Below are 18,829 nucleotides of genomic sequence, written 5' to 3'. Positions count from 1 at the left end.
GAGTGAGGAAAGTCTTCTATAATCCCATAGAAGACTTTTCTGTTTGTACTTTTTTTTCCGCTCTCTCCCAGTCCGCCTTTTGGACTAATCCATGGTTCGTCTCCCCAAAAGGCGCTATGTCTTATGCCCCTAAAAATTCCCCCAAAAAGGAAAATATTAGATAAAAGATAATTAAGTATTTAAGAACAGCTGCCTGGCATAATTCACCTATTATTAATAGATAAGGAGAGGATCACATGCTGGAGGGGGAAATTATTAAATTCTACCGGGAAAAGTCTGGTCTTACACAAGCTATGTTAGGAGAAGGGATTTGTACTCCTACCCATGTAAGCAAAATCGAAAGAGGGAAAACAGCCTATTCACCGGAAATTATTTCACTTTTCTCTGCGGTTCTAAATATTGACATTCAAAAGGAAGTTGAATATTTTCGGGATTTGGATAAGCGCCTGCAGGAATGGCATAAAGCCATCATTATGTATAGATTAGCCAGGGCTGAGGAAATAAAAAATGAACTGGAAAGTACACCTTTTATTCAGTCTTCTAAATATGCAGCCCACTATCTGCTTTTAAAGGCAAGATACCATTTGCTGCATCAGGAGTTAGAGGATGTATCCCGGATTATTAAGCAAATTAGCCATGAGTTTCATCACCTCTCCCTTTTTGAGAGAAATTTATTTTTCCATGTTCAAGGGATGTATTATATTAATCAAGCAATAAAACCTGATTGCACGAATCAGCAAAAGGCACTTCAGGTCTTAAAAAATATCGATATAAATGAATATGGCAATGAAGAATACTTTTATCACTTGGCAATTGCCTATCATTATATTGACTCAAAAATCATGGCTTACATGTTTGCAGAAAAATCTTTGCAGCACTTCAAAAACACGAATAACTATACGATGGCGATAAAAGCTGAATCCATTATCCTCCTGCAGATCAGCAGTGATATCTTAACCGACATGGATAAACTGGCAGAACGTTATCATCATTTAATCTGGGACTGTGAACGAATTGGATATCATGACTATAAAGGGCTCCTATACAATAATTTAGGATTTGAGTATTTTAACAGGGAACAATATGCTAAGGCAAAGGATTGCTATAAACAGGCTTTGCGTTTAGCTGACAGGAATACAATCATTTATCTTCAGCGATTATACTCTTACCTTAATTCCTGTGTAGAAGGCAAATTATCCGGCAAAACAGCTCTCCTTAAAAAAGCATGCGAAGGGATTCAGGTTTCAAAGGAGCTTAAAAGCACTTTATACTTGTCGTTATTTAAACTTTCTAAGTATCAGCTTTATCATCAGCGCGAGAAATATTTTAAGTATTTGGAAGAAAAGGTTTTCCCTGAATTTGTTAAAATTAAGCATATGATTCTTATGCGCAGGTATGGCAAAAAGCTTTATGAATATTACATCGAGACAGGTCATCATGAAAAAGCCATTCATCTGAACCGGCTGCTTGAAGGCAATGAATTAATTAATGTGTAAAAAAATCCCTTGAATATTCTTTCAAGGGATTTTCCGTCCATTTCTATTTTACTGTTCCTTCAGCCTGTTCTGCATTGAATTTCCATTCCACCTGCAGCGCATCTCCCTGGAATTCGTTTTGATCCCCTCCGTTATCGACAAATTCGAACAGCACAATAATTTTATCGGTTTCCCCAGGGGCCAGGCCATCCGGCGCTGTTCCCCCGCCTACAAAGTTATCAATGGCTGTTAAATCTGGAGTTTGTGATTGCAGTTCATGCAAAGTCGTCTCTGCAACCTGTACGGTTGCGTTGGCCTGATTATATAGGATGGTCACTTTTATATGCTTCCCGAAATCATCTGCATTTGCAGCTCCATTTAATTTTGCATCTTCTACCTGGTAGTTTGTATGCAGCAATATCTTGGAAATATCAAGAGTGCCGCTATTTGTGATGGTAAATTCACGTGAAACTTCATCACCTGGTTTTAAATCGCCAATATTGACGATTGTTTCAGGGTTTACCGCCAAATCCAGGGTACCTGCTGCAAACGTGTTATTCGTAATCTCCGTATCGCTGAAGTAAGCGTATGTACCCCCACCCATTAATGAAAAACCTAAAGCAGCTGTCAAAAGTCCTTTACTTACCTTTTTTGCAAATCCCATGTTTCTTCCTCCTTTGGATCTTATAAATTTATTTAACTCTTATTACCTGTGGCAAATAAGAGGCATAACCGGAGTATTAAGCGTTTTTAGTTTCGTATTCTTTAAGAGCCAGAAAAATTGTCCTCGCAGCAGATAGCAGCAGGAGCAGTCCCGGGATAAACAGCAGGAGTGCGGAACCTTCTTTGGATGCTGCAAACTCAGCCGCATAGCCTGCATATGGGATGGTAAAACCTACATATTTACCGGCTATATTTTTAGGCTGGACATATTCCATATCCGGAGCGTCATTGTTGTCGCCTTTTGTTTGATATAAAACCCCGGCTTTCGTTTTCTTTACTTCGACAATTCTATGGGTAATTAATTTATCTCCTGATTTAAATGTAATAATATCTTCCTTTTTTAAATTTCTGTCCGGCTGTTTCACTACAATGATGGACCCTGTCATGAAAGTCGGTTCCATGGATCCCGATAAAACAGCTTTTGCCTGATAACCTTTAAGGGACGGTTCTCCTCCGGATGCTTTTGAGGATATCACCCAAACAGCAAGCAGACACAGGAGCATCAATCCTGCTGCACTGATACATTTACTCAGTATTTTCAAGGCTCTCTTCATTGGCTATTTCCTCCTCTTCATCCTTCTGTGTTTTGTCCTTGCTGACAGTCTGTTCTTCCGCTGGATTCGCTTGTTCCTCAGCTGGCTCTTTGTGTTCAATCATCTGATTTTCCTGCTCCCTGATAGGCATTTCTAATTTTTCATCCGTTTCCAATTCGTTTGTCTTAATGTCCTCTCCCTGCTGCTTTTTCTTTTGCTCCTGCCATTTTTGATAAAAAAGCTGTTCCAGCTCCTGAAGGTTAAGAGAATCATTTATTCGCAGAAGGAGTTTGTCTACTTTAATGAAACCCTTACTTACAAACTCATATCCTTCCTTTTTTTCTGCTTTTAGAAACAGTTTTTCCAGTTCAGCTCTTATTCTATGAAGTTTCTTCAAGCTGGCTGTTATCTGTTCTTTTTTTCTCAAAAATTCGGAGGACGGATCTGCGGTCTCATTTAACAGCCCGTTCTTCACAAATGTTTCTAAACCGGCGTGTTCTTTTAGTATTTGTTCACTGTTTATCCTGGCTTCCTCTTCAAGCCCGTGAATATATGATGGGAAAACAAAAGCAGTGGAAATTATAATAGGCTTTGCCTCTGCCTGGCTTGTAAAGGCAGCTTCTGTTTTCCCGACAAGCTGAGTGCCTGTATAAAAACTCAGGCAGCAAAGACACGGCAAAATGAGTTTATTCAATCCCTTCTTCATCCCCCGCTCTCCTCCCGAAAAGGTGTCTGTGGAACAAGCATACGAGAGGTCATGTGCAAAGTAAATTGGGTTATTTTGCGGTATTCCAAGGCAAAATACAGGCTATTTTGATTTCCGAATTCATAAAAGACAGGCATATCACTGATCCCTATAACCCAATTGACCATTCGTGGAAATTTCAGAATAATTGACCTTGAAATACCAATCCAAACTAAGAGGTGATCAGTTTGAAAAGAAATAAGCTAAAAAAGAAAGTACTCCCTGCAGTTCTGGCAGCTTCGTTTTCCATCTCGGGACTATCACTGCCCGCAAAAAATGTGCTGGCAAATGAAGAAATCGTTAAGTATCATCAGGAATTAAAGACGCCTTCCTACATAATTGGGACCTGGCAAGCTCCTGAAGGACTGAGCAAGGAAGAAGCTGTATATGCATTCCTTCAATCCAAGGCGAACTTATTCAAAAACGCCGGCTACGAGGCCAAGGATCAATTCAAAATCATTGATCAATTCGATGATAAGCAGACAAACACACACCATTTCAGAACAGTAGAGCAATACAACGGAATACCAGTATACGGAGCACAGCAGACCATTGCTTTGGACGACAAAAACAATGTGACAGCCTTCTTCGGTAAAGTTACACCAAATCTGGCACGTTCCATTATTCCTACAGAGTCGAAACTGGGCGAAGATGAAGCATTGGAAAAGGCAAAGGAAAGCATTGAAGATAAGATCGGAGAAGTGAAGAGTTATGATGGTATAGAAGGAGAACTTGTTATTTATCCGCATAACGGGCAAAAGCATCTGGCTTATTATGTAACAGCTTCCACCTCAGCGCCGGCACCAGGGTATTGGCATTATTTTGTAGATGCTGTAACTGGAAACATCATTCATAGCTATAATGCCATCACGGAACTGACACCATCTTTACCTGAACAACCTGAGGCACAGCAGACTGCTTCTTCCCAGCCTGAACCGAAAGCACTTCCGACTGTTTCAGAACCTGTTCAAGCAAGAGGAATGGATATTTTCGGGACACTTCAATCATTCCAGGCGGTTAAAGACCCGGAAACAGGAACGCACTATTTATTCGATGGGACAAGATCTGAAGGTGTCCATACATTTAAAGCGAACCGCATGCCTGAAAACGCGTTTATAATCCTTTCAGCCCTGCTTGGAATGACCGGATTCGAGGTGGAAAGCAGAAACAACTTCTTCTATGATCCTTCTGCGGTGTCTGCCCATGTGAACGCAGGAAAAGTTTATGATTATTATAAAAAGGTACATGGCCGGGATTCCCTTGATGGCGAAGGAATGAAATTAGTTTCAACTGTCCATATCGGTTCGAAGTGGAATAATGCTGCATGGAATGGCAAGCAAATGCTATACGGAGATGGAGACGGAACCAGGATGATTTCCCTGTCCGGGGGCCTGGATGTAATCGGGCATGAAATGACACATGGAGTGATCACCAATACAGCCGATTTAATTTATGAAAATGAATCCGGTGCGATCAATGAATCCATTGCAGATATTTTAGGGGCTTTTGCTGAAAATAAAACAGGTGAAGACCTATGGTTATTGGGCGAGGATATTTGGACGCCAACTACACCAGGTGACGGTCTCCGTTCCATGAGTGATCCAGGTTCGGTCTATATCGGCGGCTATACAGAATCAGGCTACTACCCTGATCATTACAGCAAACGTTATATTGGAGAACTTGATAAAGGCGGTGTCCATATCAACAGCAGCATCAACAACAAAGCAGCCCACCTGATCACAGATGGAGGCACTCATTACGGTGTTTCGGTTACAGGCATCGGAAAAACAAAAGCCGAGAAGATTTTCTACAGAGCACTTTCCCATTATCTGACAGCAAGCTCCGACTTCAGCCAAATGCGCCAGGCAGCCATCCAGGCAGCAAGAGACCTGCATCCGGATCGAAACGGACAGCCTTCCGCTGAGGTAAACGCAGTCATGGCAGCATATGATGCTGTTGGCGTCCAATAAAACTGCCTTCTAAAAAATAAAGAGAAACTCGCCACGCTTCGGCGAGTTTTTTAATATATTTTTGTCCTTCTTATAGCTGAAAGGATGCCTAAAATGACGGTTACGATATGGGATAAGAAAAAGGTATAAACATTAAAGTAAAGACTATTTGTGTATTGATTGAACCAGCCAAAACGGTAAATTCTTGAATCCGGGTTATCCGGCGTCCCGCCTAGAGCAGTGATCAGCTCACTTGTGTAATCATTCATTTCAATCATCAGCAAAACACAGCCGGCAAGTGAAAAAAGCAGAATTCCTACAGTTATTTTACCATCTTTCACCATCTTTGTTTTTACAAGCTTAAAAGTATAGACCCAGCTGGAAATAAAAACAGGTGTAAAAAGAAAGATTACGAGGATGCCTAAATTTCCATTGCCGGAAGTCACATGCGGATTTACCGTAAAAAGGTGTTCTATCAGGTAAAAACCAAAGAATGAAAACAGGAAGGACAGGATCCAAAAGATCAGTTTTTTACTCAAGAACAGACCCCTTTTCGTGATTTGCTTAATTCTAATTAGCACTATTTTATTAGCTCCGCCTTTCTTTTCATGCCGGCTTCCTACCTCACACTCTCAACCAGCAGGTAAATCCCTGTGAAAATCAAGATACTGTATGTAAAAACCTTGAAAAAACGCTGATTGATTTTAATAAATAAAATTTGTCCCAAGTATAGACCCAGCAGCACCAGCGGCAAAGCATACAAACTTGAAAGCCAAATCGTCTTATTGGTCCCTGCAAAGATTATCTGAAATACCAGACTTGCGGAGTAGATAAACAAGTAAAAAGCCAAGGTAGTTCCCCTAAGCCGCTCTTTTTGGGTATCAGTTCCTGAAAAATACAACAGGAGCGGCGGGCCGGGCATGCCAATGCTGGTTGTCATTATTCCTGACAATCCGCCAACTGAATAATCCCTGCGGCTTGTTTCTTTCACACGGAAATTCGTCATCAAAAGGATCGTTAAAAGCAAAATAATGAAACTGACAGCTAACTTCAGCCTGGAAATGTCCAAAAATAAAAAAATGGAAATTCCGATAGGCAGCCCGGCTGCACTTCCAATTGCAAACCTTTTCAAAACTCCAAAGTCTGTATCCTTCTTGATTTTTGAAAATAATGCGGCAGAAATCATTAAAGATAAAATCAAATTAATTTGAATGGCTTCTCTAGGTTCAAAAAGAAGCAGCAAAAACGGTGTGGACAGGATCGAGAAACCAAATCCCGTGCTTGTCTGTAAAATGGATGCAATTAAAATAATAAAGATGAAAGGAAAGATTTCCATGCACAAAACCTGCTTTTTACCCTATTTTAACACAGCCTGGAAACAATCTGGCGCACTTTGGGCTTTTCCTATACAATAATGGAAGGAATATGCAAAAGTGTGGTGAGTTGATTGTTTAAAGTGCTATTAATTGAGGATGATGCCTCCCTTTTTTCTGAAATCAAAGACCGCCTCTCCCAGTGGTCTTATGAAGTCCATGGAATTCAGGACTTCAGTGGAGTCATGAAGGAGTTTGCCGGCATTCAGCCTGATTTGGTCATTATCGATATCCAGCTTCCGAAGTTCGACGGGTTTCATTGGTGCCGGATGATTCGATCACATTCGAATGTGCCGATTATTTTCCTGTCATCCCGGGATCATCCAACAGATATGGTCATGTCCATGCAGCTTGGCGCTGACGATTTCGTCCAAAAGCCCTTCCACTTTGAAGTCCTGATTGCCAAAATACAGGCAATCCTCAGACGCGTCTATAACTATAGTGCCGTTCAGAATAACCTAAAGACCTGGTGCGATGCGGCGGTTGATTTCGAAAAGAATACCGTTACAAATGAGAGTGGCTGCATAGAATTAACGAAAAATGAAATTTACATATTAAAGCTTTTGATAGAAAGAAAAAATCAAATTGTCAGCAGGGACGATATCATTAATAGCCTATGGGATGACAAACGATTCATTAGTGACAATACTCTTACGGTCAATATTAACAGACTAAGGAAGAAGCTTGATGACATCGGGCTTGGCGCAAAGATCGAAACAAAGGTCGGCCAGGGATATATGGCAATTGAAGAGGATGCCTCGCATGTTTAGGAACTATATCAGAGAAAGGTTAAGCTGGATCCTGCTGTTCGGTTTCCTTCAGGTGCTTGCCGCCTTTGTAGTATATATGGACTCGGCCATATCCTTTAAGCCCTTCCTTTATTACACCTTTTTATCTGCAATCATTTTCACTGGATTCATCTTTCTCCGTTATCAGAAAGAAACACGATTTTACAGAGAAGTAGCCGAGCGGGAAAATAATTTAGATTTATCGAGCATACCGGAGCCTGAAAGCCCATTTGAAAAAATAATGGAGTCGGGCCTGGTTAGCCAAACCGAACGGTTTAAAAAGGAGTTCACCCAGAACTGGACACTTCTCGAGCAGGAAAAAGATGAACTGCTGTCCTGGATTCATGAAGTAAAAACACCCTTGACTGCCATGCATCTCATGATTGACCGGATTGGGGATCAGAATCTGAAATCCGCCCTAACGTATGAATGGCTGCGCATCCACCTTCTTCTTGATCAGCAGCTGCATCAAAAGCGGATTCTTTCAATGGAAAATGACTTATATATTGAAATGATTCATCTCGAAGACATCCTATTCAGCGAAATCAAATCTCTGCAGTCCTGGTGCATGCAAAAAGGCATTGGCTTTGATATGGAAATGGAAGAAACAGAAGCTCTAAGCGACGCAAAATGGTTCAGTTTTATCATACGCCAGCTTTTAACCAACGCTGTGAAGTATAGTGAGGAAACAGACATTTTGATTTCGAGTTTCCTGCAAGACAGTAAAATATCCTTGAGGATTCAGGATTTTGGCAGAGGCATCGATCAGAGGGATTTGCCTCGAATCTTTGAGAAGGGGTTCACCTCCACTGCAAATCATCATGAAAACGCAGCAACAGGCATGGGGTTATATTTAGCCAAAAAAGCCGCAGACCAGCTAAAAATAAAAATCCATGTAGAGTCTTGTTTAGGCAAAGGCACAATCATGACACTAGTCTTCCCTACGCGCAATGATTTCGTCAGCATAACAGGCATGTGACAAAAATGTCACATGCTTTTGCTGTTTGTTCGTTCAATCGAAGGAATTACATATACGTTACCTTCTATAATAAAGCTATCAAAGAAAGGATGGTTACACATGTTTGTACTAGAAGCCAAAAAAATTCATAAAAGCTACGGCAATAAATTTAATAGGCAGGAAGTATTAAAAGGAATTGATATAAAAATTGAAACGGGTGAATTTGTAAGCATTATGGGCGCTTCAGGTTCTGGGAAGACCACTCTTCTCAATGTACTCTCGTCTATTGACAGTGTTAGCGGCGGAGAAATCAAGATTGAAGAAAAGGAAATGACAAGAATGAAGGAAAAGCAGCTCGCACAGTTCCGCAAGAAGCACCTCGGGTTTATTTTTCAGGAATATAATCTCCTGGATACATTGACAGTGAAGGAAAATATCCTTCTCCCCCTTTCCGTCAGCAAAACACCAAAAAAAGAAGCAGATGAAAAGTTTGCAGCGGTTGCGAGTGAGCTCGGAATATTCGAGTTAAAGGATAAATACCCTAATGAAATTTCCGGCGGGCAAAAGCAGCGGACTTCCGCAGCCCGTGCTTTCATTCATGAACCAAGCATCATTTTCGCGGATGAGCCGACAGGTGCGCTGGATTCGAAATCAGCATCAGACTTACTGAATAAGTTAAGTGATTTAAATCAGAAAAGGAAAGCAACGATTATCATGGTCACCCATGATCCTGTGGCGGCAAGCTTCTGCAGCCGGGTTATTTTCATCAAGGATGGCCAGATTTATACTCAGCTGAATAAGGGTGATCAATCAAGACAGGCTTTTTTCAAAGATATCATGAAAACACAGGGCGTTTTGGGCGGTGTGCAGCATGAGCATTAATACCATCATCCTCCGCAATTTGAAAAAGAATCTGAAAAATTATTATCTTTATGTATTCGCCCTCATTTTCAGTGTCGCGCTTTATTTCGCCTTTGTCACCCTTCAATATGACCCATCGATGTCCGAAGCAAAAGGCTCGATTAAAGGTGCAGCAGCAATCAAAACAGCCTCTATTCTGCTCGTGGCGATCGTTTCCATCTTTCTTCTGTACGCCAACACTATTTTTATCAAAAGGCGAAGCAAAGAAATCGGGCTTTTTCAGCTGATAGGAATGACAAAAAATGAAATTTTCAGGCTCCTTAGCCTGGAAAATCTCCTGCTGTATTTTGGTTCTTTGATCATTGGAATCTTTATCGGTTTTTCGGTTTCGAAATTAATACTGATGGTCCTTTTTAAATTGACAGGTGTTGAAGGAATTGCATCATTGCACTTTTCAAGTGAGGCGCTTTTGCAGACTGTCATCGTCTTTACGGTTATTTATATTTTCATCATGCTGATGAACTTTGTTTTTATCAAAAGGCAAACCATTCTATCTTTATTCAGGGTGGTTTCGATTGCAGAAGGAAAAGTCAAAAAGCTGTCCATTTTGGAAATGATATTGGGCGTGCTTGGTTTAGCCTTGATCATTGCCGGCTATTATATCTCTTCCCTTTTATTCGGCGGGGATTTCACATCCATGAACGAGCTGTTCCTCGCGATGGTGGTTATTCTTGCTTCCGTTATCATTGGAACCTACCTTTTCTATAAAGGATCGGTAAGCTTTATCGCCAGCCTGATCCGCAAAAGGAAAGATGGATACCTGAATGTAAACGAAGTGCTTTCATTGTCCTCCATCATGTTCCGCATGAAGTCGAGTGCACTGCTTTTAACGATTATTACAACTGTGTCCGCCCTTGCGATCGGGCTGCTGTCATTAAGCTATATTTCTTACTACTCAGCGGAAAAATCAGCCCAGGATAGCCTCCCCTCCCACTTTTCGTTCACTGACAAGGAAGATGCAGGGAAGTTTACCGGGAGCCTTCAAAAAGAGGGATTAGAATATAAGGAAAAAAGTATTGAGTTATTGCATGTAGATGCTAATATGGAGGACATTCTGGATGTTAATCTGGAAGAAATGAATTTTGATTCACCAAACATGATCTTGCCTGTTGTAAGCGAAACATCCATAGATGGCATTAAGCTTTCTCCAAAAGAAACCGTACTGACAGGATATAATGATGCACTGCAGAAATTTATGACGCTCAAGGACTCAGGAGAACTTGAGTTCATGGGAAAAACAAACACGATTAAACAAAAATATTTAGGGTTAAAAAAAGATTTTGTTCTCCCGTTTTATTTTACATCAGGCGGGCTGCCTGTTGCTATTGTGGATGAGAAGGTATATGAAGACCTGAAAGCTGATCTAAATCCTGAACTCCAGGATGAAGATTCGCTTTTCATCGGAGTGGATATGAAGAGTGACAGCGATATTGAAAAAGCCAATACACTCTTCAAAGAAATGGAATTCAGCGGCAGAGCCGATTCCCAGCAAGAGATGAGCACAAGGCAAAAAATGAACATGGGACTGATCATGTTTATTGTCGGGTTTCTCGGTTTAACCTTTTTGGTCACTTCAGGCTGTATTCTATATTTCAAACAAATGGATCAGAGTGAGGATGAAAAACCAAACTATACAATCCTGCGGAAACTTGGCTTTACACAGGGAGACCTGCTGCGCGGAATTCAATCCAAAATGGCTTTCAACTTTGGAATTCCGCTTATCGTCGGCCTTCTGCACAGCTACTTTGCCGTACAATCCGGCTGGTTCTTCTTCGGAAGCGAGCTTTGGATGCCGATGATCCTGGTTATGGTGCTTTACACAGTGCTTTATTCGATTTTCGGAATTTTGTCTGTAATCTATTCGAAAAAAGTGATAAAAGATGCACTATAATAGAAAAACCGCTCAGGTATGCTGGCCTGAGCGGTTTTATTTGCAGTTTTGCAGAGTTTGTTTGCAAGTTCCAGCTGTTTTTTTGCAGGTTTTCTAAGGTTATTTCCTAATTTCCGATTTGTTTGCAATTTCTTCGCATTTATTTGCAAATTGTCTCATTTTATAACTTTTGATTAGCTGTGATTCAACAATTAACTTATCCAGTTCCCGGCTTAATTTCAAGGTCTTTTCATCAGTTAGTCCCCTTGAATAAATGCAATCAATCATAGCTTGTCTGGTCTGTTCGATTGCCTTTATCAATTCCATTTTTTTATCCTTCCAGCAGTGGAATTCGGGATTTATACTTTTTAACCAGCTCGCGGTTATGCTGTTCTGCTCCGTCTACATTGCCGCTTTTAAAGATAGGCGGTTCATAACCGTTTTTAATCATCACTTCCACTGCTTCCGCCATCAGGCTGTTTACAATTGCAAAGCCAATAATAGATGAAGCGGAGCCAAACCGGATCCCCAAAGCTGAATGCTCCATCATTGCGTCCCCTGGTTCTATATGATTGTCAATTGTTAAATCCACAGATGAATACAGGTATTTTCCGTCTTTGTGCCGGGAGGACTGTGTATTCGCATAACGCGGGGATGTGATCCCAATGACGAATGCTCCACTCTCTTTTGAGATTTCAGCTACATCGACTGGGACTGGATTCCGTCCTGATGTTGATGCTACAATGACCACATCACCAGGCCGGATATCAGCATTTTCCATAAAGCTTCCGGCAAGATCATTTTGTTTTTCCATTAAAGAGGAACGGACCGCTCCTTTATGAAGCATTAAATCCTCTACAAAAATAGGCTTAATCGGGGCCAGCCCACCTGCCCGGTAAAACAGCTCTTCCCCGAGCATATGAGAGTGTCCGCATCCAAATACATGAATAATCCCATTGTTTTGAATACACTCAGCCAATGCACGGGCGGCATTTTTCATTTTTTGACCTTCTTCTTTTTCCACAAGGGTCAATAATTCTTTTACTTCATTCAGATATTTCGCAAGCATTGCTACAACCCCATTTATACCGAGACTTTTGATGCGCTTAGAGCCGCTTCATCGGCAATCACTTTCACGTTTGGATGATTTTTTAAGATGGATGCCGGGAAATGTTCATTAACTCCATTTCCAAGAAGCTTTTGAATGGCATCTGCTTTTGCTTCACCTGAAGCGAGAAGAAGGATCTCCCTGCTCTGCATGATCGTTGAGATTCCCATTGTAATGGCTTGGGTCGGCACCTCTTCGATCGTATGAAAAAACCTGGCATTGGCTTTAATTGTAGAATCTGCTAAATCAACAATATGAGTTTTAGATGAAAAAGACGTTCCAGGCTCATTGAAGCCAATATGTCCATTATTGCCGATTCCCAAAATTTGCAGATCAATGCCGCCATGGTTTTTCAGCTTACTTTCATAATTACGGCATTCTTCTCCCAAATCTTCAGCAGTACCATTAGGGACAAAAGTATTTTCCTTCTGGATGTCCAGATGATTAAACAATACTGAATCCATAAAATAACGGTAGCTTTGCGGATTTTCCCCTGAAAGACCGATATACTCATCCAGATTAAAAGTTGTCACTTTTTTATATGTTGTTTTGTTGCCCTGGTGATCTTCAATCAACCTTTTATAAGTTCCCACAGGAGTGCTTCCGGTTGCCAATCCCAGTGTTGCTTCAGGATGCTGGCGTATCTTCCTGATGATATAATCTGCTGCGGTTTTACTCATTTCTTCATAGCTGTTTACTTTAATAATCTCCATCATGAGTTTCCTCCTTGCTTAAAAAGCTGAATAAGAATATATTTGCACTTTTAAATGCAAAATATAGTAATTAAATAAACCCATTTATAATAAATATCGTATCACCCCAAAGTATAGTTGTCTATACCAATTTCATTGTTAGAAAAGTCTTAACATAAGAACGCAAATCCTGATCTTAAGAATTTTTTATTTTAAAATGGTATAGACAACTATATTTATATTTTGGTATGATTACGACAGTTTAGTAAAACGCTTTCTTATTCATTATTTTTTATTAAGGAGAGATCTATATGTTAGGATTCTTACAAAGAATTGGTAAAGCATTAATGCTTCCGATTGCCGTCCTGCCTGCCGCAGGTCTTTTGCTCCGCTTTGGACAAGATGATTTATTGGGCATTCCGTTTATCGCAAATGCCGGCAATGCCATTTTCGCCAACCTCGCACTTATTTTTGCCATCGGGGTTGCCATGGGATTCGCGAAAGACAGTAATGGAGCAGCTGCCCTTTCAGGCGCCATCGGTTTTCTTGTATTAACAGAAGGAGCAATTGCCATCGATGAAAATATAAATATGGGAGTACTGGGCGGTATTATTGCCGGTATTATTGCTGGATTATTATATAACCGCTTCCATGATATCAAACTTCCGGATTGGCTTGGATTCTTCAGCGGCCGACGCTTCGTTCCGATTATTACTTCCGTAACGATGATTCTGCTGGCTGCCATTGCAGGTTTTGCCTGGCCTCCAATCCAGGGCGCAATCGATTCATTGGGCAACTGGATCATTGGTCTCGGTGCTTTAGGGTCAGGTCTATTTGGATTCTTAAACCGCCTGCTAATTCCATTGGGTCTTCACCACGTATTGAACAGTTTATTCTGGTTCCAGTTCGGCGAATTTGAAGGAGTTAATGGAGATATTGCCCGCTTCTTCGCCGGAGACCCGTCAGCAGGCGCTTACATGACTGGATTCTTCCCTGTTATGATGTTCGGTCTTCCAGCTGCAGCATTTGCAATCATTGCAACAGCTAAGCCTGAAAATAGGAAAGCTGTATCAGGAATGTTCATTGGTCTTGCACTAACTTCATTCCTGACTGGTATTACAGAGCCAATCGAGTTCTCATTTATGTTTATTGCACCGCTTCTATATGGAGTTCACGCCATCTTAACCGGGGTTTCCATGTGGGTTACGTCTCTATTGGGAATCCGCGATGGTTTCACATTCTCAGCAGGCGCACTCGATTATGCGCTGAACTTTAATATCGCTGAAAAGCCGCTGCTGCTTTTAGGAATTGGCGTCATCTACGCCATTGTTTACTTCGTTATCTTCTATGCCTTAATAAAAGCGTTTAACCTGAAAACGCCTGGCCGTGAAGATGAAACAGATGTAGTTGAAGAAGAAGAGGCACCTGCCAGTCAGGGCAATAATAAGTATGAAGTTATGGCCAGCCATTTTATCAAAGATATTGGCGGAGCTGACAACATCACTTCCATTGATAACTGTGCAACACGCCTCCGCTTAAATATTGCTGATATGGAAAAGGTTAAGGAAAGTGCACTGAAAGCACATGGCGCAAAAGGAATCATGAAATTAAGCAAGACAAACCTTCAGATCATTGTTGGTACAGATGTGGAATTTGTAGCAGATGAAATGAAGAAAATTAAGAAGTAATGACTAAAAAACAGTGTCCCTTGCCGGACACTGTTTTTCTTATAGCAGCTTTATATCTGGTGGAAGCTTTGTGGAGCACAGTATTTCCAGCTCTTTTAACCGCATTAAATTATAAGATGACCCCTCCATTAGCAATTGATCTGCGAATGCCGGATGGCACATGACTTCCACTGTTTCCCCGTCTTCCGCCTTTTCTGCCAGCATGCTGAAATAATCTTCCTGAATGCTATCTCCGTAAAAATCGAATAAGCATCTGTTAGAATAACTTTTGACTCCTTCAAGCGGAAAGTCGCCATTGACTCTGAAAGGGAGATCGTATTTATTGGAAAGGCTTTGAATCACTGGGAGAAACTCTTCGCGTGTATGAACGTGATGATGGCTATCCAAATGGGAAGGCACAATACCAGCCCCGATAAAACGGTCAATTTGTGCAGACCATTCAAGCTCGAGCTCAAGTGCGGATATTCCGTCCAAATCTGCCTGTGATCTGAAGTTTCCATCATTAGTCGTTAAAGTTCTTAAATGGGATAATAACGGCTTCCCGCATGTCAGGACTAAATGGACGCCAGTTCGTAAACCCGGGTATTGTCTGGCCATTGCCAGGGCTTGCCCGGTTCCGGGCATGTTCATCATCATGGTGGCGGAATTGACAATTCCAAATAGATGGCTGTGCAAAATTCCATAGTTAACTCCGGGACTATAGCCGAAATCATCAGCATTGACGATGAGCTTAATCATGGTTATTCTCCTCCGGTTACATAGCTGCAAGGCAGCATGAAACGATCTGCTGCCCTGCCAATTTTCACTTTAATTGCGCTGTTCTCTTTTTTTATTGCGCCGATATTTAAGTCGTTTGCGTCTGACCCTTGCATTTTTGCGCTTTCGGGATCTGATTGCGACTTGATTTGCTTTAATTGCGCTGTTCTGTTTCTTTTTTGCGCCGATATTTATGTCATTTGCGTCTGACCCTTGCATTTTTGCGCTCTCTGGACCTGATTGCGTCTAATTTATTGAAATTGCGGCAAGTAGGTACGATGGGCTTCGAGCATTTCATCCAGTATCTTTTTAGCTATCCTGTCGGAACCCACCAGCGGATTGATTGTCAGCGCTAGAAGAGCAGTATTGTAATCACCAGTCAGGGCGGCTTCTATGGTCACCCTTTCAAAGGATTTAATTGATTGAACCAGTCCCCTTACTGAAACTGGGAGTTCTCCGACCGCTAACGGCTTTGGCCCGTCTTTCGTTATCATGCAGCTGACCTCAACAGCTGATTCAGACGGAATGCCTGCAATGGCGCCATTATTTCGGGTGTTAACCGGCTGTATATCCCGTTTATCAGTATAGATGGAATGAATCAGCCTGCATGCTGCATCACTGTAGTAAGCCCCACCCCTTTTTTCCAGCTGCGGCGGCTTTTCAGCAAGATCTGGATTCTGATATAACAGGAAGAGCTCTTCCTCCAGCTTTTTAACCACTTCAGCCCGAGTTCCGCCTTCAGATGCTGCCTTTACTTCTTCTTCCACCATTTCACGTGTTTTATAGTAATAATTGTGGTAAGGACAAGGAAGCACATTCAATGCCTGCAAAAATTCCGGTTCCCATCCCATCGCATGGATGTTTTTCATCGTGATCGATTGTTCTTTGTCCGTAAGCTTTTTCAGCAGATCTTCCTTGACGCTCACTCCATCGACATAGACGTCAAGACCGTATACAAGGTGGTTGAGACCCGCAAAGTCAATTCTTACTCTGCTGTGATCCACATTCATTAATTGGGCTGCCCCCATCTCCATCCCAATGGGTACATTGCATAAACCAACCACTTTTTTGATTTTGCTGTATCGCAGGACTGCTTCTGTGATCATTCCTGCCGGATTGGTAAAATTGATAAGCCATGCGTTTGGGCACAATTCTTCTATTTCACGGCAGATCTCCATAATGACTGGAATGGTTCTGAGTGCCTTAAAAAATCCTCCCGGGCCATTGGTTTCCTGGCCCAGCACTCCATATTTCAGCGGAATTCTCTCGTCCTTTGCTCTTGCATCCAATAGCCCGACACGGAATTGGGTTGTAACAAAATCGGCATTCATCAGTGCTTTTTTTCTATCTAAAGTAAGCTCAATCTGTATGGGAACCCCTGCTTTTTCAACCATCCGCTTCGCTAATTGCCCGACAATCTCGAGCTTTTTTCTTCCTTCCTCCACATCTACAAGCCAAATTTCCCTGACAGGCAATTCCTGATGTCTTTTGATAAAGCCTTCAATCAATTCAGGTGTATAGCTTGAACCTCCGCCTATTACGGCTATTTTTATACTATCTGGTTGCTGTGCCATTCGTTTACCTCTCTTAGTCAAGTTTCTTGTATAAGTCGATAAATTCCTGTGCCATGTCTTTAATAGTCAGTGCATTCATCAAATGATCCTGTGCATGGACAAGAATTATCGGCAGATCGAATTGAGCTCCGGAAGCCTCCCCCTGAATTAACTCAGTTTGATGTCTGTGTGCCAGCACAAACTCCTCCTCGGCTTCCCGGATTTTTGCTTCCGCTGCTTCGAACTTTCCGGCCTTTGCTTTCTGGATGGATTCCATTGCCAGACTTCTGGCATTCCCGCTGTGCAAAATAAGCTGAAATGATATTTGATAAAGCTTTTCTTTATCCATTCATTAACCCGCCTAACCTTGAATTGTTGGTGTTTGTTCTGGCTGCACCTGCTTCAGTTTCTTTTCATCCATTTTCCCTGTTACATATACGAATGGAAGATAAATGACAATGGAAATCGCTAAATTCACAAGTGCCAGTACTGCACCGGAGATATGTCCTCCTGTAGCAAGATAGCCGCCAATACCTGCAGGCGTCACCCAGGGAATGCTTGCCACAACGACCGGATAAACAAGCCCCCATTTAATCGCCAGATACGCGACTACAGTCATAATGACAGGTGCCGAAATAAACGGTATTAGCCAGATTGGATTTAACACGATCGGAAGGCCAAATAATAATGGCTCATTGATTTGGAAGATTCCAGGCGGTGTTCCCAATGCCAGCATTTGCTTGTGCCTCTTTCTTCCTGCAATAAACATGGCAATGATAAGGCCAAGCGTTGCTCCAGACCCGCCGAGATAAACGAAGGCATCCAGGAATGGACCTGCCAGAATTGCATATTTATCAAGATCTGCCACACCCTGAGCATATAAATCTGTATTTTTGGTCCCGAGAGATGTGAATAAAGGCGTTGTTACACCTCCAAGAATATTAGGCCCATGAAGGCCAACCGCCCAGAAGCCATGAACCAAAAAGACAATAAGTATCGCAAATGGCAGGGAATCAGCTGCATTTGTCAAAGGTGCGACAAGGGTTGCATTTAGCCAGTCATTTAAGAATTCCCCATTTGTCATTTTTCTGAACAGAAGGCCTGCCACTCCAAATATGAAAATCGTCAGCATGCCCGGCACCAATTTGGCAAATGCTCCTGCAACGGCAGGAGGTACTCCATCCGGGAGTCTGATAATAAAGGCTTTTACCCTACTCAGACGTATAAATACTTCTGTTGCAAGAAGGGCCACCACAATCCCTGTAAATAAAGCCGTAGCATTAAAGTATCCATAGCCAATGAACCCCCAGACACCTTCTGTATCCGGCACCTGGCCTACCTGAGGGACTAAGAGGAAGAAGCAGGCTGCGGCAACCAGCATCGCCTCGAATCCATCATCCCCATAGGATTTGGCAAGCCTGTGGGATATGCCAAAAACGGCGAATATGGTCAAGAAAGCAAACGTGCCCCACCAAATATCTCCGCCCAGTGTTTTCCAGGATTCGCCGAAAATGCTTTCCATGAGTCTTCCATATGGCTTAATGATTTCCCCTAAATTATTAAACAGAACAGCAAATGATCCTACCATCGTGATGGCAATCATCCCGATCAAGGCATCCCGGATAGCAAGCAAATGCCTGTTATTGCCGAATTTCATAGCATAAGGCATGATATATTTCTCAATAAACGTCATCATC

The 18,829-nt window shown here is 41.9% G+C and carries 19 protein-coding genes; 7 read left to right on the top strand and 12 right to left on the bottom strand.

Annotated elements, in window-relative coordinates; genetic code table 11:
* The first annotated feature begins 236 nt into the window (after positions 1-236).
* Positions 237-1,496, top strand: coding sequence for a helix-turn-helix domain-containing protein (locus MKY20_RS16635; RefSeq protein ID WP_341002019.1), 1,260 nt, complete (start codon positions 237-239; stop codon positions 1,494-1,496).
* A gap of 43 nt (positions 1,497-1,539) precedes the next feature.
* On the opposite strand, the gene MKY20_RS16630 is transcribed toward MKY20_RS16635, so the two are convergent.
* From MKY20_RS16630 to MKY20_RS16620, 3 genes are all read right to left on the bottom strand, one after another.
* On the bottom strand, positions 1,540-2,139 hold the full coding sequence (locus MKY20_RS16630) for a TasA family protein (protein WP_251157520.1): 600 nt from the start codon (positions 2,137-2,139) through the stop codon (positions 1,540-1,542).
* Between the two features lie 76 nt (positions 2,140-2,215).
* Positions 2,216-2,752 carry a signal peptidase I SipW gene (sipW, locus tag MKY20_RS16625; protein ID WP_009334341.1) on the bottom strand — a complete coding sequence of 179 codons (537 nt, stop codon included), beginning with the start codon at positions 2,750-2,752 and terminating at the stop codon, positions 2,216-2,218.
* Positions 2,724-3,437, bottom strand: coding sequence for a DUF4047 domain-containing protein (locus MKY20_RS16620; RefSeq protein WP_251267199.1), 714 nt, complete (start codon positions 3,435-3,437; stop codon positions 2,724-2,726). Before MKY20_RS16620 ends, sipW begins: the two co-directional genes overlap by 29 nt.
* A gap of 227 nt (positions 3,438-3,664) precedes the next feature.
* Between MKY20_RS16620 and MKY20_RS16615 the strand changes: the two genes are divergently transcribed.
* Positions 3,665-5,446 carry a M4 family metallopeptidase gene (locus tag MKY20_RS16615; protein WP_251267198.1) on the top strand — a complete coding sequence of 594 codons (1,782 nt, stop codon included), beginning with the start codon at positions 3,665-3,667 and terminating at the stop codon, positions 5,444-5,446.
* A gap of 50 nt (positions 5,447-5,496) precedes the next feature.
* On the opposite strand, the gene MKY20_RS16610 is transcribed toward MKY20_RS16615, so the two are convergent.
* Positions 5,497-5,964 carry a hypothetical protein gene (locus MKY20_RS16610; protein WP_019383146.1) on the bottom strand — a complete coding sequence of 156 codons (468 nt, stop codon included), beginning with the start codon at positions 5,962-5,964 and terminating at the stop codon, positions 5,497-5,499.
* 80 nt (positions 5,965-6,044) lie between these two features.
* Positions 6,045-6,761 (bottom strand): sulfite exporter TauE/SafE family protein, encoded by a 717-nt coding sequence (locus tag MKY20_RS16605; protein ID WP_251267197.1) that lies wholly within the window; start codon positions 6,759-6,761, stop codon positions 6,045-6,047.
* Between the two features lie 111 nt (positions 6,762-6,872).
* On the opposite strand from MKY20_RS16605, the gene MKY20_RS16600 reads away from it, so the two are divergent.
* The 4 genes from MKY20_RS16600 (at position 6,873) to MKY20_RS16585 (ending at position 11,356) form a co-directional block, all read left to right on the top strand.
* Positions 6,873-7,568 carry a response regulator transcription factor gene (locus tag MKY20_RS16600; protein ID WP_009334335.1) on the top strand — a complete coding sequence of 232 codons (696 nt, stop codon included), beginning with the start codon at positions 6,873-6,875 and terminating at the stop codon, positions 7,566-7,568.
* On the top strand, positions 7,561-8,565 hold the full coding sequence (locus MKY20_RS16595) for a sensor histidine kinase (RefSeq protein ID WP_251267196.1): 1,005 nt from the start codon (positions 7,561-7,563) through the stop codon (positions 8,563-8,565). Before MKY20_RS16600 ends, MKY20_RS16595 begins: the two co-directional genes overlap by 8 nt.
* A 99-nt stretch (positions 8,566-8,664) precedes the next feature.
* On the top strand, positions 8,665-9,426 hold the full coding sequence (locus MKY20_RS16590; RefSeq protein ID WP_251267194.1) for an ABC transporter ATP-binding protein: 762 nt from the start codon (positions 8,665-8,667) through the stop codon (positions 9,424-9,426).
* Positions 9,416-11,356: an ABC transporter permease gene (locus MKY20_RS16585; protein WP_019383150.1), complete on the top strand. Its 1,941-nt coding sequence runs from the start codon at positions 9,416-9,418 to the stop codon at positions 11,354-11,356. The genes MKY20_RS16590 and MKY20_RS16585 overlap by 11 nt, the downstream gene beginning before the upstream one ends.
* A 99-nt stretch (positions 11,357-11,455) precedes the next feature.
* Here MKY20_RS16585 and MKY20_RS16580 read toward each other — a convergent pair whose 3' ends face one another.
* The 3 genes from MKY20_RS16580 to nagB are packed head-to-tail and all read right to left on the bottom strand — an operon-like array spanning position 11,456 to position 13,156.
* Entirely contained in the window at positions 11,456-11,662 is a 207-nt protein-coding gene (locus tag MKY20_RS16580; protein ID WP_009334330.1) for an aspartyl-phosphate phosphatase Spo0E family protein, read from the bottom strand.
* A gap of 4 nt (positions 11,663-11,666) precedes the next feature.
* The gene (locus MKY20_RS16575; protein WP_009334329.1) at positions 11,667-12,404 is read right to left on the bottom strand and encodes an SIS domain-containing protein; all 738 of its coding nucleotides are present in this window, start codon (positions 12,402-12,404) and stop codon (positions 11,667-11,669) included.
* A gap of 14 nt (positions 12,405-12,418) precedes the next feature.
* On the bottom strand, positions 12,419-13,156 hold the full coding sequence (gene nagB, locus MKY20_RS16570) for a glucosamine-6-phosphate deaminase (protein WP_026041826.1): 738 nt from the start codon (positions 13,154-13,156) through the stop codon (positions 12,419-12,421).
* 290 nt (positions 13,157-13,446) lie between these two features.
* Between nagB and nagE the strand changes: the two genes are divergently transcribed.
* Positions 13,447-14,823, top strand: a complete 1,377-nt coding sequence (nagE, locus tag MKY20_RS16565) for an N-acetylglucosamine-specific PTS transporter subunit IIBC (protein ID WP_009334327.1) — start codon at positions 13,447-13,449, stop codon at positions 14,821-14,823.
* 39 nt (positions 14,824-14,862) lie between these two features.
* Here nagE and chbG read toward each other — a convergent pair whose 3' ends face one another.
* The 4 genes from chbG to MKY20_RS16545 all read right to left on the bottom strand — a co-directional run bounded on the left by chbG (position 14,863) and on the right by MKY20_RS16545 (position 18,828).
* Positions 14,863-15,561 (bottom strand): chitin disaccharide deacetylase, encoded by a 699-nt coding sequence (chbG, locus tag MKY20_RS16560; protein ID WP_251267193.1) that lies wholly within the window; start codon positions 15,559-15,561, stop codon positions 14,863-14,865.
* Positions 15,562-15,830: 269 nt separating this feature from the next.
* Positions 15,831-17,153: a 6-phospho-beta-glucosidase gene (locus MKY20_RS16555; RefSeq protein ID WP_251174501.1), complete on the bottom strand. Its 1,323-nt coding sequence runs from the start codon at positions 17,151-17,153 to the stop codon at positions 15,831-15,833.
* Positions 17,154-17,166: 13 nt separating this feature from the next.
* Positions 17,167-17,481 (bottom strand): PTS lactose/cellobiose transporter subunit IIA, encoded by a 315-nt coding sequence (locus tag MKY20_RS16550; protein WP_009334324.1) that lies wholly within the window; start codon positions 17,479-17,481, stop codon positions 17,167-17,169.
* 12 nt (positions 17,482-17,493) lie between these two features.
* Positions 17,494-18,828: a PTS sugar transporter subunit IIC gene (locus MKY20_RS16545; protein ID WP_019381346.1), complete on the bottom strand. Its 1,335-nt coding sequence runs from the start codon at positions 18,826-18,828 to the stop codon at positions 17,494-17,496.
* Position 18,829: the final 1 nt, after the last annotated feature.

This window comes from Cytobacillus sp. FSL W8-0315, assembly GCF_038002905.1.
Taxonomy (GTDB): domain Bacteria; phylum Bacillota; class Bacilli; order Bacillales; family Cytobacillaceae; genus Cytobacillus; species Cytobacillus pseudoceanisediminis.
The sequence above is the reverse complement of the archived record's forward strand: the minus strand, read 5'-3'. Positions and strand labels throughout refer to the sequence as shown.